Below are 25,416 nucleotides of genomic sequence, written 5' to 3' on the forward strand. Positions count from 1 at the left end.
GCATCTATTCTATTCCACCTGTGTATGGGTTTGGAACTAGAGTTTTTTGGAGTTCGTAGGCTTTTTTTAGGGTTGGTTCGTCTATTTTCCAGTCATCTCGTAACAAGCCTAAAACTCTTTCTTTGGTGTAAGGATGTCCTATCATTCCTATCATGTAGGTTGCACTATTTAGCTTGTCTTTTTGTTGATGGTAAAGTAATCCTAGATTTTTTCTTGCATCTATATCACCTTTTTTTATGGCTTTTTTGTACCATTTTATAGCATTTGGATAATCTTTATATACTTTTTTGTATAATAAACCTAAGTTTACCCCCCCATCAATTCTTCCCATCTCAAAAGATTTTTTATACCACTTGATAGCATTGTTATAGTCCTTTAACTCTTTATAAGCGAAACCAATACCAAAAGCAGTCCCATCTGCTGGTTCATACTCATAAGATGTTTTTAGATATTCTAAAGCTTTTGTATAATTTCCTTGTTTTACATAAACAGTTGCTCTCTCAAATGCAACTTGTGCTTTCTCACTAGCCTTAGGGTCAACATACTTGATCGAAAGAGGTTCTATCGCATAAGCACTTTGTCCTATAAACAGAAATGCTAAAAACAGTAATTTTAATAGTTTGTATTTCATCTTAACTCATTTGAATATTTAGTATTTTACAATCATCTTTAGTTAAAGGTAAAGATTTTATATCTATAATCTTTAACGCACCGCCTGTAAGCCTCTTTAGATACTTACTTGCATCATCATAGTAATATATGACATCATATTTCAGACTAATTGCATCACTATGAAGTAATAACTTGGTATCTTTTTTAGAGTACTCTTGTATAACCGAACTGTCACTAATATCTAAATGGCTTAAAAGGTCTATATACTCCTTACCATTTTTCAGTTCATGTTGTGAGATATCTATCTCTATCTCTTTGTCATCTTCAAGCAGTACAATGCGTTTTATATCTTTATAAAAATCTTTAGAGATAGAGACATAACTACATACAGCATAAGTTGCTTTACTTGATTTGTCTTGCTTTGAACGCCCAGACTTTTCAATATTTACCCCTTTTAAAGTAGCATAAAAAGAACTTAGCTCATAACTAAACGCAGCATTAAACTCTTTTTTATGAGAACTATAGTTTGCATAGATAAAGTCTCTCATATCTTTAGGTTTTTGCATAAAAGGAATTTCTTTAATACTTTTAAAATTATCTTTATAAAGATACTCTTTAGTATCACTACTTAAACTCTCTAAGATATAGGGTTTACGCCCATTTTGGTAAAAGAGAGATTTTTCTATCATTACTTCGACATTAGTATCAATAATATAGCTAGAGATCGACATCCAAATAAGCTCAATAGCTATACCTATAATTAAGATTTCTCCTATACCTGTGGCAAAGAGCATTAAAGCTATGGTAAGCCCCGTTTTAACACTAAGAGCAACAACTGCATCATAATCTTTATCATTCAAAGAGGCTATCTCATGGTAAGCCCCAAAGATAACAATAGGAATAGCAAGTTTAGTAAGTACTTTTTGAAAAACAAGCTTTTCCTCTTTCATAGCTTTAAACATATTATATGCTATTGCCTTGGAGGACAATAACTTAGTTGCTTGTGCGGCTTCTCCTGTAATTTTAGATAAGACATTGATGGAGACTGAAAGTTCTAGGAGTGAGCTTAAGGTCATTTTTTGGTAATCTTTGAGTATCTTCCCTGTTTGGTAGAGAGCTACAAAGAAACTTAGTCCTTTTAGGGCTGGGATGGTTATTTTATAGGGTTTGGAGTTTCTAAGAGTTGGAAATTTCTTTTCTGTTTCAATAGTAAGTCCATCATTAGCTTTGTTACTTTTACTTGCTTTCTCTCCCTCTCTCTGCTTATCCTCAGCCGCATGAATCTGACTCGTAATCCCATCTAGTGCTTTTAACTGTGCAAATAGTTTTTCATGAGTTTTTTTGACTTGTAGGTTTTTGTCTATACTTCCATCATCTAGTTTTGTTAAATCTAGTTGGTACTCTTTTGCTGTCTCTGGAGCTATGACATCAAGAAACTTTTTTGTTACATTATCTTGACGGCTTGAAAACTCTTTTTCGTTATAGCTTCCTTTAACAAGTGAGTGAAGGATTAAACTGTGTAAGCTCTTATGATAAAGTTGAAATATATCCTCTTTATAAAGCTTTTCATGTTCATCTGCTTTGAGTACTTGAAGTTTTTTTGAGATGGAGATTAAAAAGTCCATAACTGCACTATCTGTATTAAAAGGAGAAGTTTGATTTACTTCTTCATCAAACATAGTTCTACTTGCAGTTAGTGAGTAAGCTATGTTTAAAAGTAAGCCTATTCTCTCTAAACTTGTATCTTTTAGACTACTGTACTTTTCTAGTAGTTCTTTTAGCTGTGAACTTTTAAGTTCTTTGGAGAGTGTTTCACTTATCTTTTGAGGGGATTCTCTATGTTTTGGGATTTCGTAAAAAAACTCAAAGGTCTCTTTTTTAGGGATTAAAGTAGCAAACTTTAAAAGCTGTGTCTTATCATTTCCTTCCCACTCAAAAGCGCAGTCTTTAGCTATAGTCTCTAAGTTTTCATAATCATCAATAAAGTTATCAGTACGGTCACCATTCTTATCTTTAAAGAGTTTAGTGTAAGGACTGTCTTTAAGCTTATCATTAATCTCTTCTTGAATATCTTCCTCAAACTCTGGATGAGCAGATAGCTTCTTTAAATTATAATGAAAGTCTTCAATAGCATCTTTATATTTAGTACCGATAACATCATTATGTTTACCACTAAAGTAGAGGCTAAAAAGTGTTAATGCTGTTATCTCTGTATAACTCTCTCTAGTACTTGTTGCATACTTGTGTGATGTTTTACTACCATCGATATGTGCTCTTACACCCAAACACAAATAGTCATGACTTTTACTTTCAATGATACATTTTTCATTAAGATGCTCTATTTTTCTCCCATCAAAGACATTATAGTACTGAGAGTTTATAGTTCCTCTACGAACATTTTTATGTTGTGTGTTGAGTAAAAACGAAGCATTTAGTTTTACTTCATTTAAGTAACTCATAGCTACATCATGTTCAACAAAAATATTAAGTCTTATAAAAGAAGCATTACTATCTTTGATGCTCCATGAAAAACCTCTATCTTTACAAACATCTATAATATAAGGTATAAAATCTTCTTTCATCCCTTCAACTAAAGTATAGTAAGCATCTTTGAGTTTTTTCTTTGTGTTTTTTCTTTCTTGTTTCTCTTTTGAGTTTACTTCAAGTTCATCCATAAAGTTTGCTACGCTATAGGCATAAGCATTGCGTTCTTTAATCCTGTCTATTAAAGGTTTGTTATGTGCATAAGCAGTATGAAAAGAACATTCTAGCTCTTCATACAAATCTTCTATTTCACCGATAGGGTCATCTATTTCAACTACTATGTTTAAGTGTGACTTGTTTAGTTTTTTAGCTTCTTTGTTTGAGATTAAAATATCTTTCATCTCTTTATTTGTATGTTTTATGGACTTTGAATAATCTTTATGGTTTATACAATGAAGATTCTTTTTATCAGTTAGTGTTACAGAAACTGGAGTGAACTTACTCTGTTGTTCTTTAGTGAGTTTTACATTTGAGTAGATGATTTCAAGTTTTCCATCTTCTTCATAGCAGGGTATATATTTACGAATGACTTGTGTATCTGTATCTTTAAACTGTACCTTCTCAACCTTAGGGTTAGAATAGTCACCTCTATTTATAACCTTATACTCTGTAGTTTTAATAGCATCTGTAACATATAAATAAGCATCGGTTTTTGTGACAACTTTATCTTGAGTATAGTCACTAGTATTTGTTTGATAATAGTCTTTAAGAACTCTAAAGTCTCTTGCTCCTCTTAGTGCTCTTATGTATTTTCCACTTGCTCTTAGTGGATAAATTCTATATTTCTCTTTTTTTATATTTTCTTTAGTATCTACTTTTGCAGTTTCAAGTTCTTTAGTAATGATATTTGCAGCACTTCCTCCAGACTTTACACCTATTTTACTCTGTGTTTGTCCTGGACTAGCTAAGACAAGAGCGGCTCCTTTGTCAGTTTTACATCCATCTACTCGTAGTAGGTAGTTTTTTATGTTTAAGGGAAGAACTGACATTTTTTAGTTAAGCCTCGTATGTAGAGGTGTTAAACTATATCTTTTGAAGTTCATAGGCTTTTTTTAAGATACTTTTTGATTCTGTACTTTCTTTAGTTCTTTATTTGTATTCAAAATAAGTATACATAATGCTGAAAACTGAATACCATATTCTAAAAATAATGAAAAATAATAAATAAAATAACTCATTATACTATTACTTTCAAAATTAAAAAATAAGTGACTGATATTATAAAACAACCAAGCAACATAAGCAAATGAAATATATTGAATCACTTTCATCTTTTTCGAATAAGATATATTAATAAATTTATCAAAGTTCAAACTCAATGCCATAAGTAGTAATAATAGTATAAAAAATATATAATCTTTCATATAGTATTGAGTCCATAAACTTGCTTGAACATACCATGTCCCATAGCGATCCGTTATATCAATAATATTTATTAAGATGGGGATAAGTAATAATATCCCCGCTAGAGTAAAAAGCCATTGTGTTTTGTCTTCTTTAATTTTATATTGACAATATCGTGTATTCTTAGATGGAATAAAAACATTCATAACAAATACTATTATCGAACCAACTATAGGAATAAAATTTACATACCACCAAAAACCAGATTTATCAATGTCATGCAAACGCTTAACTGATGAAGTAATACTTATCCAAGACATTAACATAAGAGTTATAAAGAGTAACACTCCTTGAATATGCTGGATAGGATTTCCTTGTTTTATAAGAGATGTTAAATCTAATTCAGATGGCATATTTTCTTGCAAGTACATAAAATTTGATGTTTGTTGTGTTGAAATTTTTTCAACTATCACTTTTTTTGGATGGTTAACTTCATAATGTAATATATTATATGAGTTAAAAAGCATAGCGATAATAAACCAAATCATTATCGTGGTTTGCCACCATTGAATTCGATTGTAACAACCTTTTAATGATAGAACACTTGATTCACATTTAGAAATTATGTTATTTGATTCTTTTTCCAATTTTCCCCCTTATTTTATAAATAATGTTTTGTGAATGGCTAACATTTATTAGTCAATGTCACCTATGTAGTGTTTTGGGATGTCTAGGATTTGTTGTAGTTTGTAGGCTTTTATCATGGTTGGCTCATCTATTTTCCAAGTTTTATTTAAATACTTAAAAGTTTCTTGTTTATCATATCCATATACAATTCCAGCTAAAACATATGCAGATGCAGTGATGTTGTCTTTTAAATCATGGTAAACTTCACCAAGATTATTTATAGCTTTTTTATGTCCTTTCTTGGCTGCTTTTTTGTACCAAATAATGGCATTTTTAAAATCTTTTTTATTTACATCATATAAACAACCTAAGTTATATGCACCATCCAGATTCCCCATCTCAAAAGCTTTTTTATACCATTTTATAGCATTTGGGTAATCCTTCAATTTTTCGTCGTATAATAATCCTAGTTTAACCCCCCCATCAACACTCCCCATTTTAAAAGATTTTTTATACCAATTAATGGCATTATCGTAATCCTTTAAGTTTTCATAAACCAAACCAAGATTAAAAGCAACCTCTTTGGTCTCATCTTCATCAAATGTAATTTTTAACCATTTCAACTCATTCATATAGTCTTGTTTATCATGGTAAACAATTGATTTATCAAATGCCTCATCAGCTACACTATTTGCAAAAACAACCTGCGAAGCAAATATAAACAGTAGTACAAATATTTTAAATAATTTTTTCATAAGTGTAATCCTTTACTTCAACAGTTCTAAATCTCGTGGACTTAAAGGCATAGGTATAAGTTCATTTAGATAATAATTGATTTCTTTAACTAGTTTAGTTCCTAACCAGTCACTTTTACTGTTATATTTTATATCAAGTTTGTATTTTACAGAAGTAATACCACTAGCTATTAAAATAGTATAATTCTTTTTTCTATCCTCATCTAGTTTAGCTTCTGAAAGTTCTTCTTTAAAACTTGTAAATATATCTATAAGTTTATCATTCTCTTTGTCTATAGCTTCAGTTGCATCTATGAGTATATAGTCTGTATAGTTATCATCTTTTATAAGATAGATTAGACCTTCCATTTCTTCATAGTAATCTTTATTAACACGAAGGTAACCATTAAGGTTAAGATTCATTGTTTTTGTAAAGTTAAGGAAGTAAGTAGGAACTTTTTCTACTTCTATACTAATGTTTTTCAAGGCTCTATATATCTCACTAAACTCATATCTTGCTGCTGCTTGCAATGCTTGTTTATTATCTGAGTAGTTTTTATAAATAAACTCTCTTACCTCTTTAGTTCCGCCAATTTTTGTTATATCTTTTGCCTGCATTAGAGCATCTCTTGAACCACGACGAATATAGTAGTTTCCAGTAGTTGTACTTAGACTCTCTAAGATATATGGTTTGCGTCCATCTTGATAAAAGAGAGACTTCTCAATCATAACTTCAACTCTTGAGTCTATAAAGTAACCAGAGAATATATACCAAAGTATTTCAAGAGCTATATATCCTATTGCGGCTATCCACATACCTGATACAAATGCCAAGGCTACTATTATAGCTGCTTTAGTACCAATCATAAGCATAGCATCATAATCTTCATCCTCTAAGGATACCATCTCATAGTAAGCACCTACTACAACAGCAGGTATTGCAAGTTTAGCAATAATCTTTTGAGGGATAGAGTGCTCTGCTAGTAAAAAATCTACCATTAACATAGCTTGTTTAGTTCTAGGTAAAACTTTTGTTCCTGTTTCTACTACTGTTTTTGTGATTGAGTTTATGCCTGTTGTTATTTCTAGTAGAGCTTTTAGGTCGTTTTTCTTGTAGGTTTTAAGAGCATCTCCTGTTGTAAATAAGGTTATGAAAAAGCTTAGACCTTTCATTGTTGAGATTGAGGCTTTGTAGGGTTTGGAAGAGCGAATCCTTTTATGTGTTGGATTGGTTTTTGTTCCTCTTCCTCTTGCATCTTTATCTGCTTCTTTCTGCTTATCCTCAGCCTCATGAATCTTACTAGTTATCCCATCTAGTGCTTTGAGTTGTTCAAAGAGTTTTTCATGAGCTTTTTTTACTTTTAGGTCTTTACTGATATTGCCATCGTTTAAGTTGGAGAGGACAAGCTTGTACTCTTTTTCTATCTCAGGTGCGAGTTCATCTAAGAATTTTTTAGTATTGCTTTCTCTTGAACTAAACTCATTTTCATTATATTCTCCCTTAACTAAAGCATGCAATATTATGCCATGAAGATTTTGATGATAAAGAGTAAAGATATCTTCTTTGTAAAGTTTTTCATGTTCACTCTCATCTATACTTTGAAGTTTAATAGAAATCTCTTTCATAAACTCTAAGACAGCACTCTTAGTGTTAAACGCTGAAGTCTGTGTAACTTCATCATCAAACATAGTTCTACTAGCAGTTAGTGAGTAAGCTATATTTAAAAGTAAATCCATTCTCTCAAACTCTGTATCTTTTAAATCACTATAATTTTTTAATAATGTTTTTAGCTCTGGATTTATTAGTTGTTTAGAGAGTTCTTCACTCAATATTTTAGGAGTCTTTCTGTATTTGTCATAAAAGAACTTAAATGTTTCCTCTTTAGGAATAAGAGACTTAAACTCTTTAATATGTCCTTTTTCTTTCCAATCATAAGCACAATATTTAGCAGTAGTATCTAAATCTGAATACTCATCTATAAAAGTATCACTGCGTTTGCCATTTTTATCTTGAAAGAGTCTAGCATAAGCACTACCTTCGAACTTATCATTAATCTCTTCTTGAATATCTTCTTCAAACTCTGGATGAGCAGATAGTTTCTTTAAATTATAATGAAAGTCTTCAATAGCATCTTTATATTTAGTACCGATAACATCATTATGTTTACCACTAAAGTAGAGGCTAAAAAGTGTTAATGCTGTTATCTCTGTATAACTCTCTCTAGTACTTGTCGCATACTTGTGTGATGTTTTACTACCATTGATATGTGCTCTTACACCTAAACACAAATAGTCATGACTTTTACTTTCAATGATACATTTTTCATTAAGATGCTCTATCTTTCTTCCATCAAAGGTATTATAGTTATGTTGTGTGTTGAGTAAAAACGAAGCATTTAGTTTTACTTCATTTAAGTAACTCATAGCTACATCATGTTCAACAAAAATATTAAGTCTTATAAAAGAAGAATTACTATCTTTGATGCTCCATGAAAAACCTCTATCTTTACAAGTATCTATAATATAAGGTATAAAATCTTCTTTCATCCCTTCAACTAAAGTATAGTAAGCATCTTTGAGTTTTTTCTTTGTGTTTTTTCTTTCTTGTTTCTCTTTTGAGTTTACTTCAAGTTCATCCATAAAGTTTGCAACGCTATAGGCATAAGCATTGCGTTCTTTAATCCTGTCTATTAAAGGTTTGTTATGTGCATAAGCAGTATGAAAAGAACATTCTAGCTCTTCATACAAATCTTCTATTTCACCGATAGGGTCATCTATTTCAACTACTATGTTTAAGTGTGACTTGTTTAGTTTTTTAGCTTCTTTGTTTGAGATTAAAATATCTTTCATCTCTTTATTTATATGTTTTATGGACTTTGAATAATCTTTATGGTTTATACAATGAAGATTCTTTTTATCACTTAGTGTTACAGAAACTGGAGTGAACTTACTCTGTTGCTCTTTAGTGAGTTTTACATTTGAGTAGATGATTTCAAGTTTTCCATCTTCTTCATAGCAGGGTATATATTTACGAATTACTTGTGTATCTGTATCTTTAAACTGTACCTTCTCAACCTTAGGGTTAGAATAGTCACCTCTATTTACAACCTTATATTCTGTAGTTTTAATAGCATCTGTAACATATAAATAAGCATCGGTTTTTGTGACAATTTTATCTTGAGTATAGTCACTAGTATTTGTTTGATAATAGTCTTTAAGAACTCTAAAGTCTCTTGCTCCTCTTAGTGCTCTTATGTACTCCCCACTTAGTCTTAGTGGATAAATTTGATATTTCTCTTTTTTTATATTTTCTTTAGTATCTACTTTTGCAATTTCAAGTTCTTTAGTAATGATATTTGCAGCACTTCCTCCAGACTTTACACCTATTTTACTCTGTGTTTGTCCTGGACTAGCTAAGACAAGAGCGGCTCCTTTGTCAGTTTTACATCCATCTACTCGTAGTAGGTAGTTTTTTCCTTGTGAGGTTACATTTGACTCTGTAGTAGCAGAACTGATAGAAGCAACTTTAGTACACTGTCCACCTTTTGAGACTCTATGAGGACATCCTGAGATTGCTGCACCGATAATGTCTATATTATGAAGAGGTTTTTTTCCAGCTATAACATGGTTAGCTACACTAGATTTTAAAACAACCTTTCCACCATGTGCACACAATATCACACCACTCTCAATTACAATACTAGCACCTGCCATTTTAGTCCCTCTAGTTTTTAAAATAAATAGTTTTAACGATTGTAACTGTTTACTCTTAATACAATCTGTTTATTAATGATAACTATTTTTAGACAATAAAAATTTGTTTTTTTTTGTATAATTTTGAAACAAAATCACATATTTATTGTTATAATAATGTATAAAATAATATTTTATAGTGTATATAAAGAAAATCTGAAGTTTTTTGTTGCTAATATTCTCTATAAAAACTTTAAGTAATAAGGTAAACTGTGTCTGAAGAAATTTTAACTCCAATTAATGAAGCATCTGTATGTGGTAGCGATTATAAATATGATGATGCTTATCTCTCTATTGAATCAGAAATAGATAAATCAAATTCCATGTTAGAAGGTGTAAGTACCGATTGGGCGAAAGTTCTTTATGATTCAGAGAATTTACTTAAAACATTTACTAAAGATACAAAAATTTTTTGTTGGTGGATATATGCAACTTGGAAGCAAGATGGTTCTTTTGGACTTGAAAAATCTTTAAAACTTTTTAATAAACTCCTTTTAACATATGAAGATAAGTTGTTTCCAAAATCTAAAAAAGTAAAAATATCTTCTTTAAGTTGGCTAGAGGAGTTACTTAACAAAGAAATTTTAGATGAGAAAGGCTCCTTATCTATTTCTGTAAATTTGGAGATTTTTCTTTCAATATTTAAAGAGTTAGAAACAAACTTTGCACTTACGGTTAAAGAAGAAATTCCTATATTTGGAAAACTTCGTTCAGCCTTTGAAAGAAGCTTAGCTGCTAAAGAGTCAAAAGAAAAAATTAGTTCTGTGTCACCTACTAGTTCTCAAAACAGTTCAGAAATAAGTGAAATAAACTCAGATGCTGATGCCGCAAAAGTCCTGCGTACACTTAAGAAAAATGCGGTTCTTTTGCATACTTACTACAGAAGTCAAGACTCTTCTGATATTCGTTCAATTCGCTTAGTGCGTTTGTTGTCTTGGTTGGAAATAGACTCTTTGCCTATAGATGAAGATGGAAAAACTCCACTTAATCCACCTTCGCAAATGAGTACAGATGCTATTGATGAGCTAATAGCAGAAGAGAAATATGACGAAGCACTAGATACTCTTGAATCACTTATTTCACTTTCACCCTTTTGGCTAGATGGACATTTTATGGCTTTTAATCTTTTAAGTAAGATGGGACATACAGTCTGTGCCTTAGAAGTGAAAAATGCATTAGTTGCGTTTGTAAAAGCTGATGATACTATCTTAAGATTATCTTTTAAAGATACTACTCCGTTTGCTTCGACTAAGTTGAAAAATTGGTTAGTTGAGAGTATGGGTGAGGTAGTTGGAAATTCTACAGAAGAAAATAAAGAAGATGAAAAAGAGCAAATTATAGAAAAAGCTTATGCACTTGGAAAAAAGAAGAAAATAAAGGAGGCGATGGTATTACTACAGAGTTATTATAGCAGTGCAGTAAATAGAGAAGATAAGTTTCACTGGCGTTTAGCTAAGGCTACATTGGCAGTAGAGTTTGGAAAAAATAATGTGGCATTAGCCTTAGTAGAAGAACTCAAAAGAGATATTGATAAATACAGTTTAGATGAGTGGAATCCAGAATTAGCAGCAAAAGTGTTTGGTCTGTATTTAAACAGCTTTAATCGCACAGAAGTTGATATTGAAGATATCCACACTGTATATGCCCGTCTTTGTAAAATTGACATAAAACAAGCATTAGAAATAAAAATTTAAAAAAGGAAAGTAAATGAGTAAACAGTCAGAATCACCAAAAGAGAGAATTAATGTTACATATAAACCAGCAACAGGAGATCAATCAGCAGAGGTTGAAATTCCATATAAGCTTACTATCTTAGGTGAGTTTAATCCGGATGAAGAGGCTAAGCCAGTAGAAGATAAAAAAGTAATTAGTGTTAATAAAAATAACTTTAATGATGTTTTAAAACATCAAAATCTTTCACTTAATTTTAGTGTTGATAATAAGCTTACTGATGAAGAAGGTTCTTCGTTAAGTGTAAGTCTTAATCTACAAAGTATGAAAGATTTTTCTCCAGAAAGTATTGTTGAAAATGTTGATGAGATGAAAAAACTAATGGAACTTCGTCAGTCGCTTATCGCTCTTAAAGGACCTCTTGGTAATGTTCCAGCTTTTAGAAAAGCAATTGAAAGTGCTGTTGGTGATGAAGCTGAACGTGAAAAACTACTAGGCGAATTAAGCCTTGAAGAACAAAAGTAAAGGAAAATAATGTCGACACAAACTTTAGAAGAAAATAAAAGTGCATCTACGAGTGGTCTTTTAGATAGTATTATCTCACAAACAAGTCTTTCACAAGAAGATGAGACTTATAGTGTAGTAAAATCGGGTGTAGGTGCTTTAATTAGTGAATTATTAAAAAGTGAAAATGAAGCAGAGAAAGTAAATAAGGCTATTGTGGATAGAATGATTGCTGAGATTGATGCAAAAATTTCTGCTCAAATGGATGAAATCTTACATAATGAAAAATTTCAAGCACTTGAAGCACGATGGCGTGGATTGTATATGCTAGTAGAGCGTACAGATTTTAGACAAAATATTCAGATGGAAATTATCAATGTTTCCAAAGAAGAGTTATTAGAAGATTTTGAAGAGTGTTTAGATATCACACAATCAGGTCTATACAAACATGTATATACCTCAGGTTACGGACAGTTTGGTGGAGGGCCGGTAGGAACAATTATAGCAGATTATCAACTTTCACCATCAAATATGGATATGAAGTTTTTATCTAAAGTAGCATCTATTGCTGCAATGTCACATGCACCATTTATCTCCTCAGCAGGTCCAAAATTCTTCGGTCTTGATAGTTTTGAAGGTCTTCCTGATCTCAAAGATATGCAAGATGTTATGAGTTCACCACAGTTTGCGGCATGGAGAGGATTTAGAGAAAATGAAGACTCTCGTTATGTAGGTCTTACTCTTCCGCGTTTCTTACTTCGTTCTCCATACGATCCTGAAGATAACCCTATCTCTAAGTTTGTGTATAAAGAAGATGTTTCTTCAAACCATGAAGATTATCTATGGGGAAATACTGTTTATGCATTCGCTTCTCGCTTAACAGATTCATTTGCAAACTATAGATGGTGTACAAATATTATTGGACCAAATAGTGGTGGTGCAGTGACAGACCTTCCAGTACATACTTTTGATAGTATGGGCGATATAGAGATGAAAATTCCTACAGAAGTTCTTGTTTCTGATAGACGAGAATATGAACTATCTGAACAAGGTTTCATCCCTCTGACTATGAGAAAAGGTAGTAATAATGCCGCATTTTTTGCTGCAAATTCTGCTCAAATGACAAAAACATTTGCTAATACTCCAGAGGGAAAAGATGCGGAACTAAACTATAAACTAGGAACGCAACTGCCTTATCTTTTTGCAATTACGCGTATGTCACACTATATCAAAATTCTTCAACGCGAGCATATTGGTTCGTGGAGAGAACGCTCTGACTTAGAGCGTGAGTTAAATAAGTGGATTAAACAATATATTGCTGATCAAGAAAATCCATCTGCTGAGATTAGAAGTCAAAGACCGTTTAAAGCAGCACAAATTCTAGTAGAAGATGTTGCAGGTGAACCAGGTTGGTACCGTGTAAAAATGTCACTTCGTCCTCACTTTAAGTATATGGGCGCAAGTTTTGAACTTTCACTTGTTGGTAAGTTAGATAAAGACTAAATAAATGTATAAAGGAAGTTTATTTGAAAGACTTAATGGTAGCTTAGAAGATAGTAAAGGTACGACAACTGAGGAAGCACTTTATAAGTCTGTAGCAAATAATCTTTCTCGTATATTTTCGACAAATGCGGGGAGTGCTCAAACCGCAGAAGACTATGGACGACCTGATTTGAATAACTCCGATATGAGTTTGAAAGATTCGATTGAGCATATTGAAGTTAGTTCAGAAATATGTATTAGAAAATATGAACCAAGACTTCATAAAACTCGTGTAGGGGTATCAAGAGATAAGTTAAATGTCAATCAAATGAATGTTAATATTGAAGGTTATTTACACATTAATGGCAGAAGCCAAAAAATAAATTATAAAGCTGATTTGCTTAGTAATGGAAAAGTTAAGGTTTATACAGATGAAGACTAAAGATTATTATATTAAAGAATTAAACTCTTTACGTGTTGACGGTGCTAAGTTTGCTAAAGCAAACCCAGGTCTTTCATCATACTTAGCTAAAGAGGGACAAGATCCTGATGTAGAAAGAATGTTAGAAGGGTTTGCTTTTTTAACAGGAAAACTTCATCAGAAGTTTGATGAAGAGCTTCCAGAAGTTGCTCATAATCTTGTTCAGCTTTTATGGCCAAACTATATTCGTCCAATTCCTTCGTATGCAATTATTCAATTTGATGCACTTAAAGATGACCTTAAAAATCAAGAAGTACCAAAAGGTTTACAGATACTTTCAAAAGCTGCATCTAATGGCGTTGTCTGTAAATTTCAAACTTGTTTTAAGACGAAAGTTATGCCTTTAAAGCTTGATAATGTTGAGTATTTAACTTATGGACAAAAAGCTACTATTGAACTAGATTTAAAAATGAGTGCATCAGGTAACTTAAGTGAGATAAGTTTTGAGACATTAAGATTATTTCTTGGTGGCTCAAAATTTATGGCAAAAGAATTATATTTATATCTTAGTAGATACATTGAAAGTATAGAAGTGATTATAAAGGATAAGAAGAAAAAAGAGATAAATAAAATTTTTCTTCCAAAGAAGTCTGTATCTGCAGTCGGTTTTAATGCTTCTGAAACGATAGTGCCTCATCCTAAAAATACTTTTGATGGTTATGTTATGATGCAAGAGTATTTTTGCTTTGGAGATAAGCATCTTTTTTTAGATATAGAAAATCTAAAACAGATTGAGAGAATTTCAGGTGATTCTTTGAGCAAATCAAATCATTTTAGTTTGAAATTTCATTTTTCAAAACGTCTTTCAACTGCTCAACTTCCTACTAGCGAAGATTTTTATCTTTTTTGTACTCCAGTAATTAATCTGTTTGAGAGTGATGCTGTACCTATTCGTAAAACAGAGGTAGAGGATGAGTATATTTTAACAGCGGCAGAGCTAAAAAAAGATCAAAGTGAAGTTTTTTCTGTTGAAAATGTAAGAGGCTGGATACCAAGTAAAAACATTTATCAGGACTACTACCCATTTGAGTCTTTTGGACATATTAGTGATGAAGGAGAATACTATTCTGAACGCATAAAGCTAAGTGAGATGAAGGATAGAACAGATACTTTTCTCCGTTTCGCATCATCAGGCGGTATTTTCGATGATTTAGAACATAATACTGCAACTATCTCAGTAAGAATGATGTGTACAAATAAAGATATACCTTCTACTCTACATTTAGATAGTCTATGTGTGAATGATCCTATATCTTCTTCGGATTTAAGTTTTCACAATATTACTATTCCTTCTATATCTTATCCACCTCCTATTGGAGGAGATTTCTTATGGAAGTTAATCTCGAATATGTCTTTAAACTACCTTTCATTAGAAAATATCTCAACACTTAAAATGATACTGCAAACTTATGATTTTTTTGGAGCAAATGATATGAAACAAAAAGAGAAAACAGACATTATTTTAAGTGGTCTGGTTTCTATTTCAAATAAAAGAACACAGATGATTTATGAAGGACTTCCAATCCGTGGAATTGAAACGGAACTTTATCTTGACCCAACAAAGTTTACTGGAATTGGTGAAGCATATCATCTATGTTGTATTTTAAATGAGTTTTTTAGTCTGTATTGCAGTGTTAACTCATTTCATAGACTTATAGTTCATATTGAAAATCATGAAACATTTTCTTGGCCAGCTAAAATGGGTAATCAGGATTTGGTGTAAAATAAAATGACTATAATTGAGCTAAATAAAAAAATTAAATCATCTATAGGAAAATATCCTTTAGCTCAAGGCATACGCGTAGCTATGACATATTTAAGGACTATGTATCCAAAAGAAGAGCCTCAAGCACTTTATGAAAGATTACGCTTTAAATCAAATCCTAGTCTTGCTTTTGCAAAATCTGAAATCTCAAAAATGGAGTTCGTTGAGACTCCTAAGGGAAAAAATGTTGAGATAACACTTAACTTTTTAGGGCTTTTTGGTGCGGCTTCACCTCTTCCTTCTCATTATTGTGAAATGGTTTTAGATAGTTCAGATACAGATAAGGTCTTACAAGATTTTTTAGATCTTTTTAATCATCATATTCAAAAAATGTTTTACCCAATTTGGCAAAGACAGAGGTACTATATTCAGTATCAATCAGATTTAACAGATAAATTTTCAAAATATATGTTGAGTCTTTTAGGTTTGTATTCTGAAACTCAAGTAAAAAGTTCTACACTTAATTTTCAAAAGATACTACCTTATATTGGGCTTTTGAGTATGAAGCAAAAGTCTGCAGGAACTTTAGTTTCTATCTTGCGTCACTATCTTGAGCATGATGAACTTGAAATTGTACAGTGTATAGAAATGAATGAAAAAATTCCTTCTTGGCAGTTAGCAGGATTAGGAGAAGAGAATTGTACTTTAGGTTTGGATCTTTTACTTGGGGAAAGTGTGAAAACTAAAGGTTCTAAATTTCAAATTCTACTTAGGGATATATCTTTTAATAGTTTGTATAAATATAGTCTTCATGGGGAAAAAATAGGTGAACTTAAAGAACTGATTGATTTTGCTTTAAATGAGCCATTAGAGTATGAACTTTGCTTAGAAATTCAAAAAGATAAGACTGAGCCATTTGAACTTTCAAAACATTATCTTGGTGTTAATTGCTTTTGTGGAGCAGTTGAAAAAGATGAAAAAATAATATTAAGTAGCTAAGGAAAAGAATGAAACTAATTTTAAAATACCTATTAATTCTTATAGCATTTACAAGTATAGCCCAAGCAAAAGTAGGGGTTTGTGAAGTTCTTCCTGATGTTCAAAAAGATAAGTATCTCGCATGTTTGGTAAAAGAGGCTGAACGAACGGATGATGTTGCTGATATTAATTTACTTGCAGATAGGTTTTCTTATTATAAAAGAAGTGAAGAAGCCATTATTTGGCGTAAAAAAGCTATTGTTAAAGGCGATGCTGAAGCTATGTATAAACTAGCAAAGCTTTATTCTTTTTTACAAATAAGTAGAAAAAAACTTAATGCTAATGAATATAGCATAATGATGACAAAGATAATTAAAAGAATATGCGATAATTATCCTGAAGAGTTAAATAAACCAAACAAAGCAATCCTCCTCTACAAACAAGCTGCTTTAAAAAATTATAAAGATGCTATAGCTAAACTAAGTGAACTCATGCAAATTGTTTACGGAAAAGAAGGGGCTGTAAAAGAGTATAAAAAAGAGATGGCAGAGGGAGATAAAAATACCTATCGATTTTTAGCTAACTTATATGTTAGATACGAAGATTACGATAAAGCTTTAGAACTCTATGAAAGTGCTTTGAAAAGAGAGGACATCAACAAAGGCGATGTTTATGCCTTAATAGGAAGTCTTTATGAGGCACATTATAGAGATAAAAAAGAGGCAAAGATTTATTACGAAAAAGCTGCTAAAGAGGGTAATGCTGTTGCTATGTATAACCTTGGAATTATGGCAGGAGATAAGAAAGATTATAATAAAGCAGAAGAATGGTTTAGGGCTTCTGAAAAGGCTGGGCAAAAAAATGCTTCTAGAATGGTTTGCTATATGTATAAATCTAAAATGGATGATTATTATAGAGCTGAAGAATGTTATTTGCAAAAGGCAAAAGATGAAAATCCTCATAACTTGTATGCTCTAGGGATTTTTTATATGAACAATGTGGGAAATTATAATAAGGGTGTGTTCTGGTATGAAAAAGCTTATAAAGCAGGAAGCTCTAGCGCTGCAATAAATTTAGGTTCCCATTATAGAAATGATTATCATGATGATTATAACAAAGAAAAAGCAATCTACTGGTATAAAAAAGCAGCTGCCATGGGTGAACCTGGTGGATGGTCATATCTTTACGGTGAAGGAGCATTATAATGGCACAAGAGAGTAAAAGAGCCCTAGGAGCTGTTGCTTATGAAAGCGATAAGATGATGTTTATAGGTTTAAAATATCTGTTGATTTTCATAATATTTACAAGTATAGCCCAAGCAAAAGTAGGGGTTTGTGAAGTTCTTCCTGATGTTGAAAAAGATAAATATCTCGCATGTTTGGTAAAAGAGGCTGAACGAACGGATGATGTTGCTGATATTAATATGGTGGCTGAGGGTTATGGTGTTTATGCCATGGGAGAAGAGATAATGCTTTGGCGTGAAAAAGCCATTGAGAAGGGTAGTTCAGTAGCTATGTATAATCAAGCAAAGTCATATGCACATTTTGTAAAAAGCAAATATGACTTGAAATATGGATTAACGAGTATTCCTTCAATTATTGAAAAAACTCTCCTTGATTACCCACAAAAAAACAATCAACCAAAAAAAGCCATTTCACTTTACAAACAAGCCGCACTAAAAGAGTATAAAGATTCGATTGCCAAATTAAGTGAACTCATGCAAATTGTTTACGGAAAAGAAGGGGCTGTAAAAGAGTATAAAAAAGAGATGGCAGAGGGAGATAAAAATACCTATCGATTTTTAGCTAACTTATATGTTAGATACGAAGATTACGATAAAGCTTTAGAACTCTATGAAAGTGCTTTAAAAAGAGAGGACATCAACAAAGGCGATGTTTATGCCTTAATAGGAAGTCTTTATGAGGCACATTATAGAGATAAAAAAGAGGCAAAGATTTATTACGAAAAAGCTGCTAAAGAGGGGAATGCTGTTGCTATGTATAACCTTGGAATTATGGCAGGAAATAAGAAAGATTATAATAAAGCAGAAGAATGGTTTAGGGCTTCTGAAAAGGCTGGAAACGAATATGCACTTGGGATGATTTGTTATATGAATTATAGTCAAGAAAATGATTATGAGAAAGCAGAAGAATGTAATATTGAACTTGCTAGAGAAGGTAATGCAGAAGAGATGTTTGAAACTGGGATATTTCTTTTAAGAAGAGTAGCTAAAGAAAAAGAAGGGTTTTATTGGCTTAAAAAAGCATATGAAGCAGGAAGTTCTTCTGCTGCTATTGTGTTAGGTGCTGAATATAGGAACAAGTATAAGAACAAAGAAAAAGCAATCTACTGGTATAAAAAAGCAGCTGCCATGGGTGAACCTGGTGGATGGTCATATCTTTACGGTGAAGGAGCATTATAATGGCACAAGAGAGTAAAAGAGCCCTTGGCGCTGTTGCTTATGAAGGCGATAAGATGATGTTTATATCTAGTGTTGTAACCAATAACGAGTCTGATATGGATACAAACAAACAGTGTGCAAATTTTGGAAATAAAAATCGTTGGGCTTACTTAGCTGTGGGGTATAAAGAGAGTGAAGTTTTACGAAAACAACATAGTGACAGTGAGGCACTCTTAAAAGCTCTTAGAGATAAGTACGAGCCTTATTTAAAAGAGAGTATTTTAAGTCAAGAGGGGATTAGCTCCACTGAGATAAAAGACTGCATTATGAAAAATACAGGGAGTGTTGTTTACCTTGAACACTCTCAGGCTTGTTCTACTAACTCTATTAAAGATGTTCTGCGCCTTCATAAGATGACTTCACGCATAAAAAAACTAAAAGAGATACATACTAAAAAAACTCCAATAACAACACGCATAACCCTAAGTTTTACAAGGCAAGAGGCACAGAGACTTTTAAAAGATGACCATGTTTTTGCTATTGTTGCGTTTGCGTATGGCTATAAGGGAGAGGACAGAGCCTTAAAGATTATAAAAGCGAAAGAAGCTCAGGTTGCATTTGTTCCAAGAACCCGTTTAGAGTGTGGGGTCTTTTTTGATGGTACGAATAATAATATGTACAATACTGAAATGCGTTTGGCTTATGAGGACTACTTTAAATTAAAGTCACAAATGATGACGGGAGAGAATAAAACAACTCGTCATACATGGGAATCAAAAATCTTAGACCCAGAAATACCCGAATCAGAAATACTTCCTTTAATCTTTACCGACTTAAAAAAGAGTATGAAGGCAGTTTATGGGGAAAAACGCCACAGTGAAGAGAAGTATGATGATGGTGTAGTTTTTGGAATTGGACAAAATGATGTGTCTGCTGATTGTGATGCTGTTTATGAGTATTTCAAAGAGTCTAAGATGCAAGAGACTTTGAAAAAAATACAAGATATTCAAGCACTTGCAAATGATGTTTACAACAAGGATATGAAAGATAAGGAAACAAAGAGAATAAAAGAAGAGTTTAAATTAACCCAACGAACAGTAGCCTACATAGAAGAAGAGATTTTAATCAGCGGAAAAGATTCAAGTTACACGGGTGCTCTTAGTAATGTGGCACACTTGTATGAATATTATGACATAGAAGTTACTAAATCAACACATAGAGATGCAGATTTATTTGAGTGTTTTAGAGATAAAATTTATATTACAGGGGCAGGTACACATAGTGATAACAAAGAGGGAAATCATGAAGAAGATGACCTCTTTTTAGGGCAAGCCTTCGCCATAGGCGACGCAGGTGTTCGAGCTAAGGTTAATGGTGCTTGTAAAGCTTTACATGAGAAGGTGTTTGCTTTAGATGCAAACTATGTAGACACCTTGGTTTTAGATGTTTTTGGTTTTTCTCGTGGAGCTGCAGAAGCTCGACATTTTGTGAGTAAACTTTGCGAAGGATTAGAGTGTAGTTTTGAAAGAACTGTACAAGATAAAAATAGAAATGATTATATTGAGTATGAGTTAAGTAAAAAAGGTGAAAATCTTTATCCTCATATTATTAAAGAAAAAGCATCTGAAAAAGAGAAGGTAATTATTGACAAAATCGTTTTTCGTTTTGTAGGGGTCTTTGATACAGTTTCACATGAAGGGCTGTTTCAAGGCGATGATGCAAAAGACTTAGGGCTTAAGCTTGAGAGTAAAAAAGTAAGCAAACTTGTACATCTTACAGCTAAAGATGAGTTTAGATATAATTTTGATTTAGTTTCAATTTTTGGTGAACATACTAAGAATGAGCAGGGTGAAAAAGAGCAAGAAGACTTTTTAGAAAAAGAGTTTTTTGGTGCCCATTCAGATGTAGGTGGTGGGTACAGAGATAATATATCCGAAGAGGTTCAGCTTCCTACACAAATTCGTAGATTACACACAAGCTTTGAGAATAAAGATATATATGATGAAAGAATTGTTGAAAAAATAAAAAAGTGGAACAGAAGGCATCATTGGGTTAAAAACCTTAATGATTCGATGATTAAAAATATTAAATACCATAATGACATGGGAACAACAGATGGTTTTTACATTAAAAAAAGAGTCTCTGTTGAAGAAGAAGAGATGACTGTCAGATATAAAATATATATGTACAGAGCCAAAGTAGATTCTGAGTATGCACAAGTTCCTTTGGAATATATGTATAAAAAAGTTAAAGAAGTTGTACCTATGAAAGAATTATCTAAGCTAACATATAAAAATATGGGCATAGATAAAGAGCTAGTGATTAAGGCAGATGACAACCACTATAAAACAATAAAGTCACAATTTTTCCATCACTCCTCATCTGCTGGTATTGCACATAAAGCAAGTCGTGGAAATAAAAATATTCTCTACGGAGAAAGGACTATTCATTATGTTTAAATTGAAAAGTGAAGGAAAAGAATGAAACTAGAATTACCAAAGTTGATCCAAAAAATGGATATGTTGACAAAAACAGATTTAGAAAATGCAGGGTATAGATGTGTCTCGCGTGGTGGTAATGAGGTTCTTATTGAAGATTTCTTGTATGTTATGCTTGAAAATCCTAAAAGTGTTTTAAATGCTGTACTTACTCAATACGATATTTCACAACAAAAGATGCAAGAAGCTCTTCAGCATGGTGTAAAAATTAGTTCAAGTGAGAGTGCTAGTCCCGTTTTATCACCTCTTTTAATTACATGGCTTGAAGATGCTTATATCATCTCTCATGTAACCTTAGAGGTATTAGAGATTAGTGAAACAGCACTTATTTTGTCTATTTTTGATAACGCATCTCGTTATGCTAATACTTCATATTTTAAATTATTTGCAGATGTTTCTATAAAGGAAGTTAAATCACTTTTAGAAGGACTCAATAGTGCGGCAATTGAAAAGATAACAGCGACACAAAAAGGAAATTTATCCATAGCGAATGAATTGGAAAAATATACGACCAACTTAACTCAGCAAGCGATGGACGGAAAAATAGACCCTGTCTTATGTAGAGATGAGGAAATTAAACAAGCAATCGATATTGTTCTCCGTCGTAGAAAAAACAATCCTATTTTAGTTGGTGAAGCTGGTGTAGGTAAAACAGCAATTGTAGAAGGACTTGCACTTAAAATAGTCAACAAAGATGTACCTGACTATCTTTATAATGCACAGATTCTTTCGCTTGATTTAGGGGCACTTCAAGCTGGTGCTAGCGTTAAAGGTGAGTTCGAAAGACGTCTTCAAGCTGTAATTAAAGAGATTCAAAATAGTGCTGAATTTATTATTTTATTTATTGATGAGGCTCATACTTTAATTGGGGCAGGGGGAAATGAAGGTGGATCAGATGCCGCAAATATTTTAAAACCTGCTCTGGCTCGTGGGAATCTTAGAACAATAGCAGCAACTACATGGCTAGAGTATCGAAAGTATTTTGAAAAAGATCCAGCACTGTCTCGTCGTTTTCAGAAAATTGACCTTATGGAACCTAGTGTTAATGAAGCGATTACTATTTTACGAGGTATTGCGGATAAGTATGAGGATGAGCATAATGTCTACATTGAAGATGAAGCACTAGTAGCGGCTGCTCAACTATCAGCACGCTATATTACAGGTCGTCAACTCCCTGACAAGGCAATTGATGTTTTAGATACAGCTTGTGCAAATGTGAAAATATCAAAATCTAATATTCCTTTTGCTCTACAAAAAATTCAGAACGAAATTATAATTATTAACCGTACAATAACTTCATATGACAGAGATGCAAAACATGGAGTAAAAGATTACTCTAAAAAAATCAAGATATTAGAGAAAGAAAAAAAGATACTTGAAAAAGAAGCTAACAAAGTAGAAACTTCTTGGCAAAAGCAAAAAATGCATTTAGAAAAAATCATGCAATTTCGTAAAGAGGGGAAAGAGACTGAACTTAAAAAAGAACATATTAAATTTAAAGCCTTACAAGAGAAGGGAACTTATATTTTTGAAAATGTTAGTTTTGAACAAGTTGCTGAAGTCATTGCTTCATGGACAGGAATTCCATTAGGTTCAATGGTGCAGGAACAAACAAAACTTGTATTAAGTTTAGATGAAAAATTAAGAGAAGAAATTATTGGTCAAGATGAGGCACTATCTCATCTAAGTACTTTTTTACAGATTTCAACTGCAGGTATGAAAAATGAAAAATCACCAGCAGGTGTTTTTTTATTAGTAGGTCCATCTGGAGTTGGTAAAACAGAAACTGCAAGAAATGTGGCTAAATTAATGTTTGGAGGAGAGAAGTTTTTAACTACTATCAACATGACAGAGTTTCAAGAAAAACATACAATTTCAAGACTAATTGGCTCACCTCCAGGGTATGTAGGTTACGGAGAAGGCGGACAACTAACTGACCCTGTTCGTATAAAACCTTATTCAGTAGTTCTTTTAGATGAGATAGAAAAAGCACATCCTGATATATTAAATTTATTTTATCAAATTTTTGATAGAGGTGTTGTAAATGATGGAGAAGGCAGAGAGATAGATTTTAAGAATACAGTTATTTTCATGACTTCTAATCTTGCAACGCAAGAAATTACTAGCTTATGTGCGGAAGATAAGAATATTGAAATGCAAGATCTAATAAATGCTATTACTCCAACTCTATCTTCTTACTTAAAACCTGCACTTTTAGGTCGTATGAATGTGATTCCTTATATAAATTTAAGTGATGTAGCACTAAAAGAAATAGTAAAACTAAAACTTAATTTTATTGAGAAACAGCTCACAGCAAAAGAAGTAAAATTCAAGTATGAGGAAGAGCTTCTTGATAGAATCGTATTCTTATCAAATGCTATGGATACTGGAGCTAGAAATATTGATCTTATAATCAATACCAATATTATGCCAGTTTTATCTAAAACAATCTTAGAGTGTACAATCGAGCAAAGCTCTTTAAAGACTGTGAATCTCTACTTGGACAAAAACAATAAAATCTCTGTAAAGAGTACTCGTGAAATAAACAAATCAACTATAAAAAGGAAATAAAATGAAACTTACACTAACAACATTAACATTTACATTAATTGTATTCGCTGGATGCGCGTCAATACAAGAGAATTATAAGCCACTGTATCAGGCAATGCCTGAAAAACAAGAAATACAAAAGAAATAAAATGAAATTAGTATTAGATATTGTAAAAAATGGTAAAAACATTCCTGCAAAACGTAATTTTCATTTTGAAGAAGAGGGTGGAAGCATTGGTAGAATGGAAGAAAATGATTGGGTCTTAACAGACCAAAACTCTTACATATCCGGAGTGCATGCTCATATAATTTGTAAACACGGAAGTTATTTTATAAAAGATGAGAGTACAAATGGTACTTTTTTGAAAAATCCTTATAAAAAACTTCCAAAAGGACATCCTGTAAAGATTAATGCTTCTGATGTTTTTATTATTGGTGACCACGAACTACAAGCTCGTTATACAAATAATGATTACTCTGAAAATGATATTATCAGTCCATTTGTAGAAACTAGTGAAAGTAGTAATGTGATTGAAGCTTTTGAAGAAGCCAATATAAGTGATGATATTATCCCTAATGAGGATTTTCTTTTTGCGTCAAGCTCAAATAGTTTTATCCCAGCAGATGAAGAAAATCCTAGTGATACAGATGTAATAAGTATTATTGAAGATATACCTTCGTCTGTAGCATCTGAAGATATTAGTATGTCTGACTTTATAAATGTATCTGTACCTGAACCTGTAGAGGCAGTGATTGAAACGAAAGAGGAAATATTTGAAGAACATATTACTGTTCCTTCTTATACTAAGTCTAAAGTAAAACCTACTCCAACAAAAAAAGTTTCAATAGAAGTAGATGCGGGACTAGCAACCTCTGTTGCCATTTTAGAGGCTAAACTTGGAATCAATATTAATAACCTAGAGCAAGAAGAAAGAGATTTATTGATGGCAGATATAGGTGATGTTATTAATAATACACTTGATTCACTACAAAATTCTCTTCAGCTCAAAGATAAAACGAAACAAGATTTACAACTATCAACCTCTCATCTGGATGTTGATAACAATCCAGTAAAACTTGGTTCTGCAGCGGCAAAGCTTTTACAAAATAATGAACAAGGTTCTAGACTTGGGATGATGAAAGTGTCAGATGCTATTACAAAATCATTTAATGAAATAGACTCTCATTGTATTGCTCTACATAGTTCAAGTAAAAATGTTATTAATATTGCAATGGCAAAATTTTCACCAAAAAATCTTGAACATAGATTTGAATTAACAGGAGCACTTCGTGGTGTTTTGCCAAAGCAGCAACTTTGTTGGAAGGCTTACAATGAAATGTTTAATACGCTTAAGGAACATCCTGAAGATGGTGTTGAGATGATTCGTGAAGATTTTAAAAAAGAGTATGAAAATATTTCATATAGTTTAAAGCTTCGTACAGTTAGCACAAGGCAAGGCATCTAAGTGTAGTATGTTTAAAGTGATATTAGGTGAGGCTTATCATATTACTTAAATAATATAAAAGCAAAA

The 25,416-nt window shown here is 32.2% G+C and carries 17 protein-coding genes; 12 read left to right on the forward strand and 5 right to left on the reverse strand.

Annotated features, from left to right (window positions below; genetic code table 11):
- Positions 1-4: 4 nt before the first annotated feature.
- From MOV42_RS03655 to MOV42_RS03675, 5 genes are all read right to left on the reverse strand, one after another.
- Positions 5-631 carry a hypothetical protein gene (locus MOV42_RS03655; RefSeq protein ID WP_324172446.1) on the reverse strand — a complete coding sequence of 209 codons (627 nt, stop codon included), beginning with the start codon at positions 629-631 and terminating at the stop codon, positions 5-7.
- A gap of 1 nt (position 632) precedes the next feature.
- On the reverse strand, positions 633-4,145 hold the full coding sequence (locus tag MOV42_RS03660) for a hypothetical protein (protein WP_324172447.1): 3,513 nt from the start codon (positions 4,143-4,145) through the stop codon (positions 633-635).
- Positions 4,146-4,208: 63 nt separating this feature from the next.
- Complete coding sequence (locus MOV42_RS03665; protein WP_324172381.1) at positions 4,209-5,147, reverse strand: DUF805 domain-containing protein; 939 nt, start codon at positions 5,145-5,147, stop codon at positions 4,209-4,211.
- Between the two features lie 48 nt (positions 5,148-5,195).
- Entirely contained in the window at positions 5,196-5,882 is a 687-nt protein-coding gene (locus MOV42_RS03670) for a hypothetical protein (RefSeq protein ID WP_324172448.1), read from the reverse strand.
- A 12-nt stretch (positions 5,883-5,894) separates the two neighbouring features.
- The gene (locus MOV42_RS03675) at positions 5,895-9,575 is read right to left on the reverse strand and encodes a hypothetical protein (protein WP_324172449.1); all 3,681 of its coding nucleotides are present in this window, start codon (positions 9,573-9,575) and stop codon (positions 5,895-5,897) included.
- Between the two features lie 251 nt (positions 9,576-9,826).
- On the opposite strand from MOV42_RS03675, the gene tssA reads away from it, so the two are divergent.
- From tssA to tagH, 12 genes are read left to right on the forward strand one after another with little or no spacing between them, the layout of a single operon-like run.
- The gene (gene tssA, locus MOV42_RS03680) at positions 9,827-11,308 is read left to right on the forward strand and encodes a type VI secretion system protein TssA (RefSeq protein WP_324172450.1); all 1,482 of its coding nucleotides are present in this window, start codon (positions 9,827-9,829) and stop codon (positions 11,306-11,308) included.
- Positions 11,309-11,321: 13 nt separating this feature from the next.
- Positions 11,322-11,810 (forward strand): type VI secretion system contractile sheath small subunit, encoded by a 489-nt coding sequence (gene tssB, locus MOV42_RS03685; protein WP_324172451.1) that lies wholly within the window; start codon positions 11,322-11,324, stop codon positions 11,808-11,810.
- A gap of 9 nt (positions 11,811-11,819) precedes the next feature.
- Positions 11,820-13,292 carry a type VI secretion system contractile sheath large subunit gene (tssC, locus tag MOV42_RS03690; protein WP_324172452.1) on the forward strand — a complete coding sequence of 491 codons (1,473 nt, stop codon included), beginning with the start codon at positions 11,820-11,822 and terminating at the stop codon, positions 13,290-13,292.
- Between the two features lie 4 nt (positions 13,293-13,296).
- The gene (gene tssE / locus MOV42_RS03695) at positions 13,297-13,713 is read left to right on the forward strand and encodes a type VI secretion system baseplate subunit TssE (protein ID WP_324172453.1); all 417 of its coding nucleotides are present in this window, start codon (positions 13,297-13,299) and stop codon (positions 13,711-13,713) included.
- On the forward strand, positions 13,703-15,475 hold the full coding sequence (tssF, locus tag MOV42_RS03700) for a type VI secretion system baseplate subunit TssF (protein ID WP_324172454.1): 1,773 nt from the start codon (positions 13,703-13,705) through the stop codon (positions 15,473-15,475). Before tssE ends, tssF begins: the two co-directional genes overlap by 11 nt.
- 6 nt (positions 15,476-15,481) lie before the next feature.
- Positions 15,482-16,456 (forward strand): type VI secretion system baseplate subunit TssG, encoded by a 975-nt coding sequence (tssG, locus tag MOV42_RS03705; protein ID WP_324172455.1) that lies wholly within the window; start codon positions 15,482-15,484, stop codon positions 16,454-16,456.
- 8 nt (positions 16,457-16,464) lie between these two features.
- Positions 16,465-17,640 carry a hypothetical protein gene (locus MOV42_RS03710; RefSeq protein ID WP_324172456.1) on the forward strand — a complete coding sequence of 392 codons (1,176 nt, stop codon included), beginning with the start codon at positions 16,465-16,467 and terminating at the stop codon, positions 17,638-17,640.
- On the forward strand, positions 17,640-18,857 hold the full coding sequence (locus tag MOV42_RS03715; RefSeq protein WP_324172457.1) for a tetratricopeptide repeat protein: 1,218 nt from the start codon (positions 17,640-17,642) through the stop codon (positions 18,855-18,857). Before MOV42_RS03710 ends, MOV42_RS03715 begins: the two co-directional genes overlap by 1 nt.
- A complete protein-coding gene (locus tag MOV42_RS03720) occupies positions 18,857-21,295 on the forward strand; it encodes a DUF2235 domain-containing protein (RefSeq protein WP_324172458.1) in 2,439 nt (812 codons plus the stop codon). Before MOV42_RS03715 ends, MOV42_RS03720 begins: the two co-directional genes overlap by 1 nt.
- 21 nt (positions 21,296-21,316) lie before the next feature.
- Entirely contained in the window at positions 21,317-23,905 is a 2,589-nt protein-coding gene (gene tssH, locus MOV42_RS03725; RefSeq protein ID WP_324172459.1) for a type VI secretion system ATPase TssH, read from the forward strand.
- Between the two features lies 1 nt (position 23,906).
- Positions 23,907-24,032: a hypothetical protein gene (locus tag MOV42_RS03730; protein ID WP_324172460.1), complete on the forward strand. Its 126-nt coding sequence runs from the start codon at positions 23,907-23,909 to the stop codon at positions 24,030-24,032.
- Between the two features lies 1 nt (position 24,033).
- Entirely contained in the window at positions 24,034-25,350 is a 1,317-nt protein-coding gene (gene tagH / locus MOV42_RS03735; protein WP_324172461.1) for a type VI secretion system-associated FHA domain protein TagH, read from the forward strand.
- The last annotated feature ends 66 nt before the right edge of the window (positions 25,351-25,416 follow it).

It is taken from the genome of Sulfurimonas sp. (assembly GCF_029027405.1).
In the GTDB taxonomy this organism is placed as follows: domain Bacteria; phylum Campylobacterota; class Campylobacteria; order Campylobacterales; family Sulfurimonadaceae; genus Sulfurimonas.

Excerpts from the sequence above, each read along its gene's own strand:
- MOV42_RS03655 (WP_324172446.1), bottom strand. The coding sequence starts at position 631 with ATGAAATACAAACTATTAAAATTACTGTTTTTAGCATTTCTGTTTATA.
- MOV42_RS03660 (WP_324172447.1), bottom strand. The coding sequence starts at position 4,145 with ATGTCAGTTCTTCCCTTAAACATAAAAAACTACCTACTACGAGTAGAT.
- MOV42_RS03670 (WP_324172448.1), bottom strand. The coding sequence starts at position 5,882 with ATGAAAAAATTATTTAAAATATTTGTACTACTGTTTATATTTGCTTCG.
- MOV42_RS03675 (WP_324172449.1), bottom strand. The coding sequence starts at position 9,575 with ATGGCAGGTGCTAGTATTGTAATTGAGAGTGGTGTGATATTGTGTGCA.
- tssB (WP_324172451.1), top strand. The coding sequence starts at position 11,322 with ATGAGTAAACAGTCAGAATCACCAAAAGAGAGAATTAATGTTACATAT.
- tssC (WP_324172452.1), top strand. The coding sequence starts at position 11,820 with ATGTCGACACAAACTTTAGAAGAAAATAAAAGTGCATCTACGAGTGGT.
- tssE (WP_324172453.1), top strand. The coding sequence starts at position 13,297 with ATGTATAAAGGAAGTTTATTTGAAAGACTTAATGGTAGCTTAGAAGAT.
- tssF (WP_324172454.1), top strand. The coding sequence starts at position 13,703 with ATGAAGACTAAAGATTATTATATTAAAGAATTAAACTCTTTACGTGTT.
- tssG (WP_324172455.1), top strand. The coding sequence starts at position 15,482 with ATGACTATAATTGAGCTAAATAAAAAAATTAAATCATCTATAGGAAAA.
- MOV42_RS03710 (WP_324172456.1), top strand. The coding sequence starts at position 16,465 with ATGAAACTAATTTTAAAATACCTATTAATTCTTATAGCATTTACAAGT.
- MOV42_RS03715 (WP_324172457.1), top strand. The coding sequence starts at position 17,640 with ATGGCACAAGAGAGTAAAAGAGCCCTAGGAGCTGTTGCTTATGAAAGC.
- MOV42_RS03720 (WP_324172458.1), top strand. The coding sequence starts at position 18,857 with ATGGCACAAGAGAGTAAAAGAGCCCTTGGCGCTGTTGCTTATGAAGGC.
- tssH (WP_324172459.1), top strand. The coding sequence starts at position 21,317 with ATGAAACTAGAATTACCAAAGTTGATCCAAAAAATGGATATGTTGACA.
- MOV42_RS03730 (WP_324172460.1), top strand. The coding sequence starts at position 23,907 with ATGAAACTTACACTAACAACATTAACATTTACATTAATTGTATTCGCT.
- tagH (WP_324172461.1), top strand. The coding sequence starts at position 24,034 with ATGAAATTAGTATTAGATATTGTAAAAAATGGTAAAAACATTCCTGCA.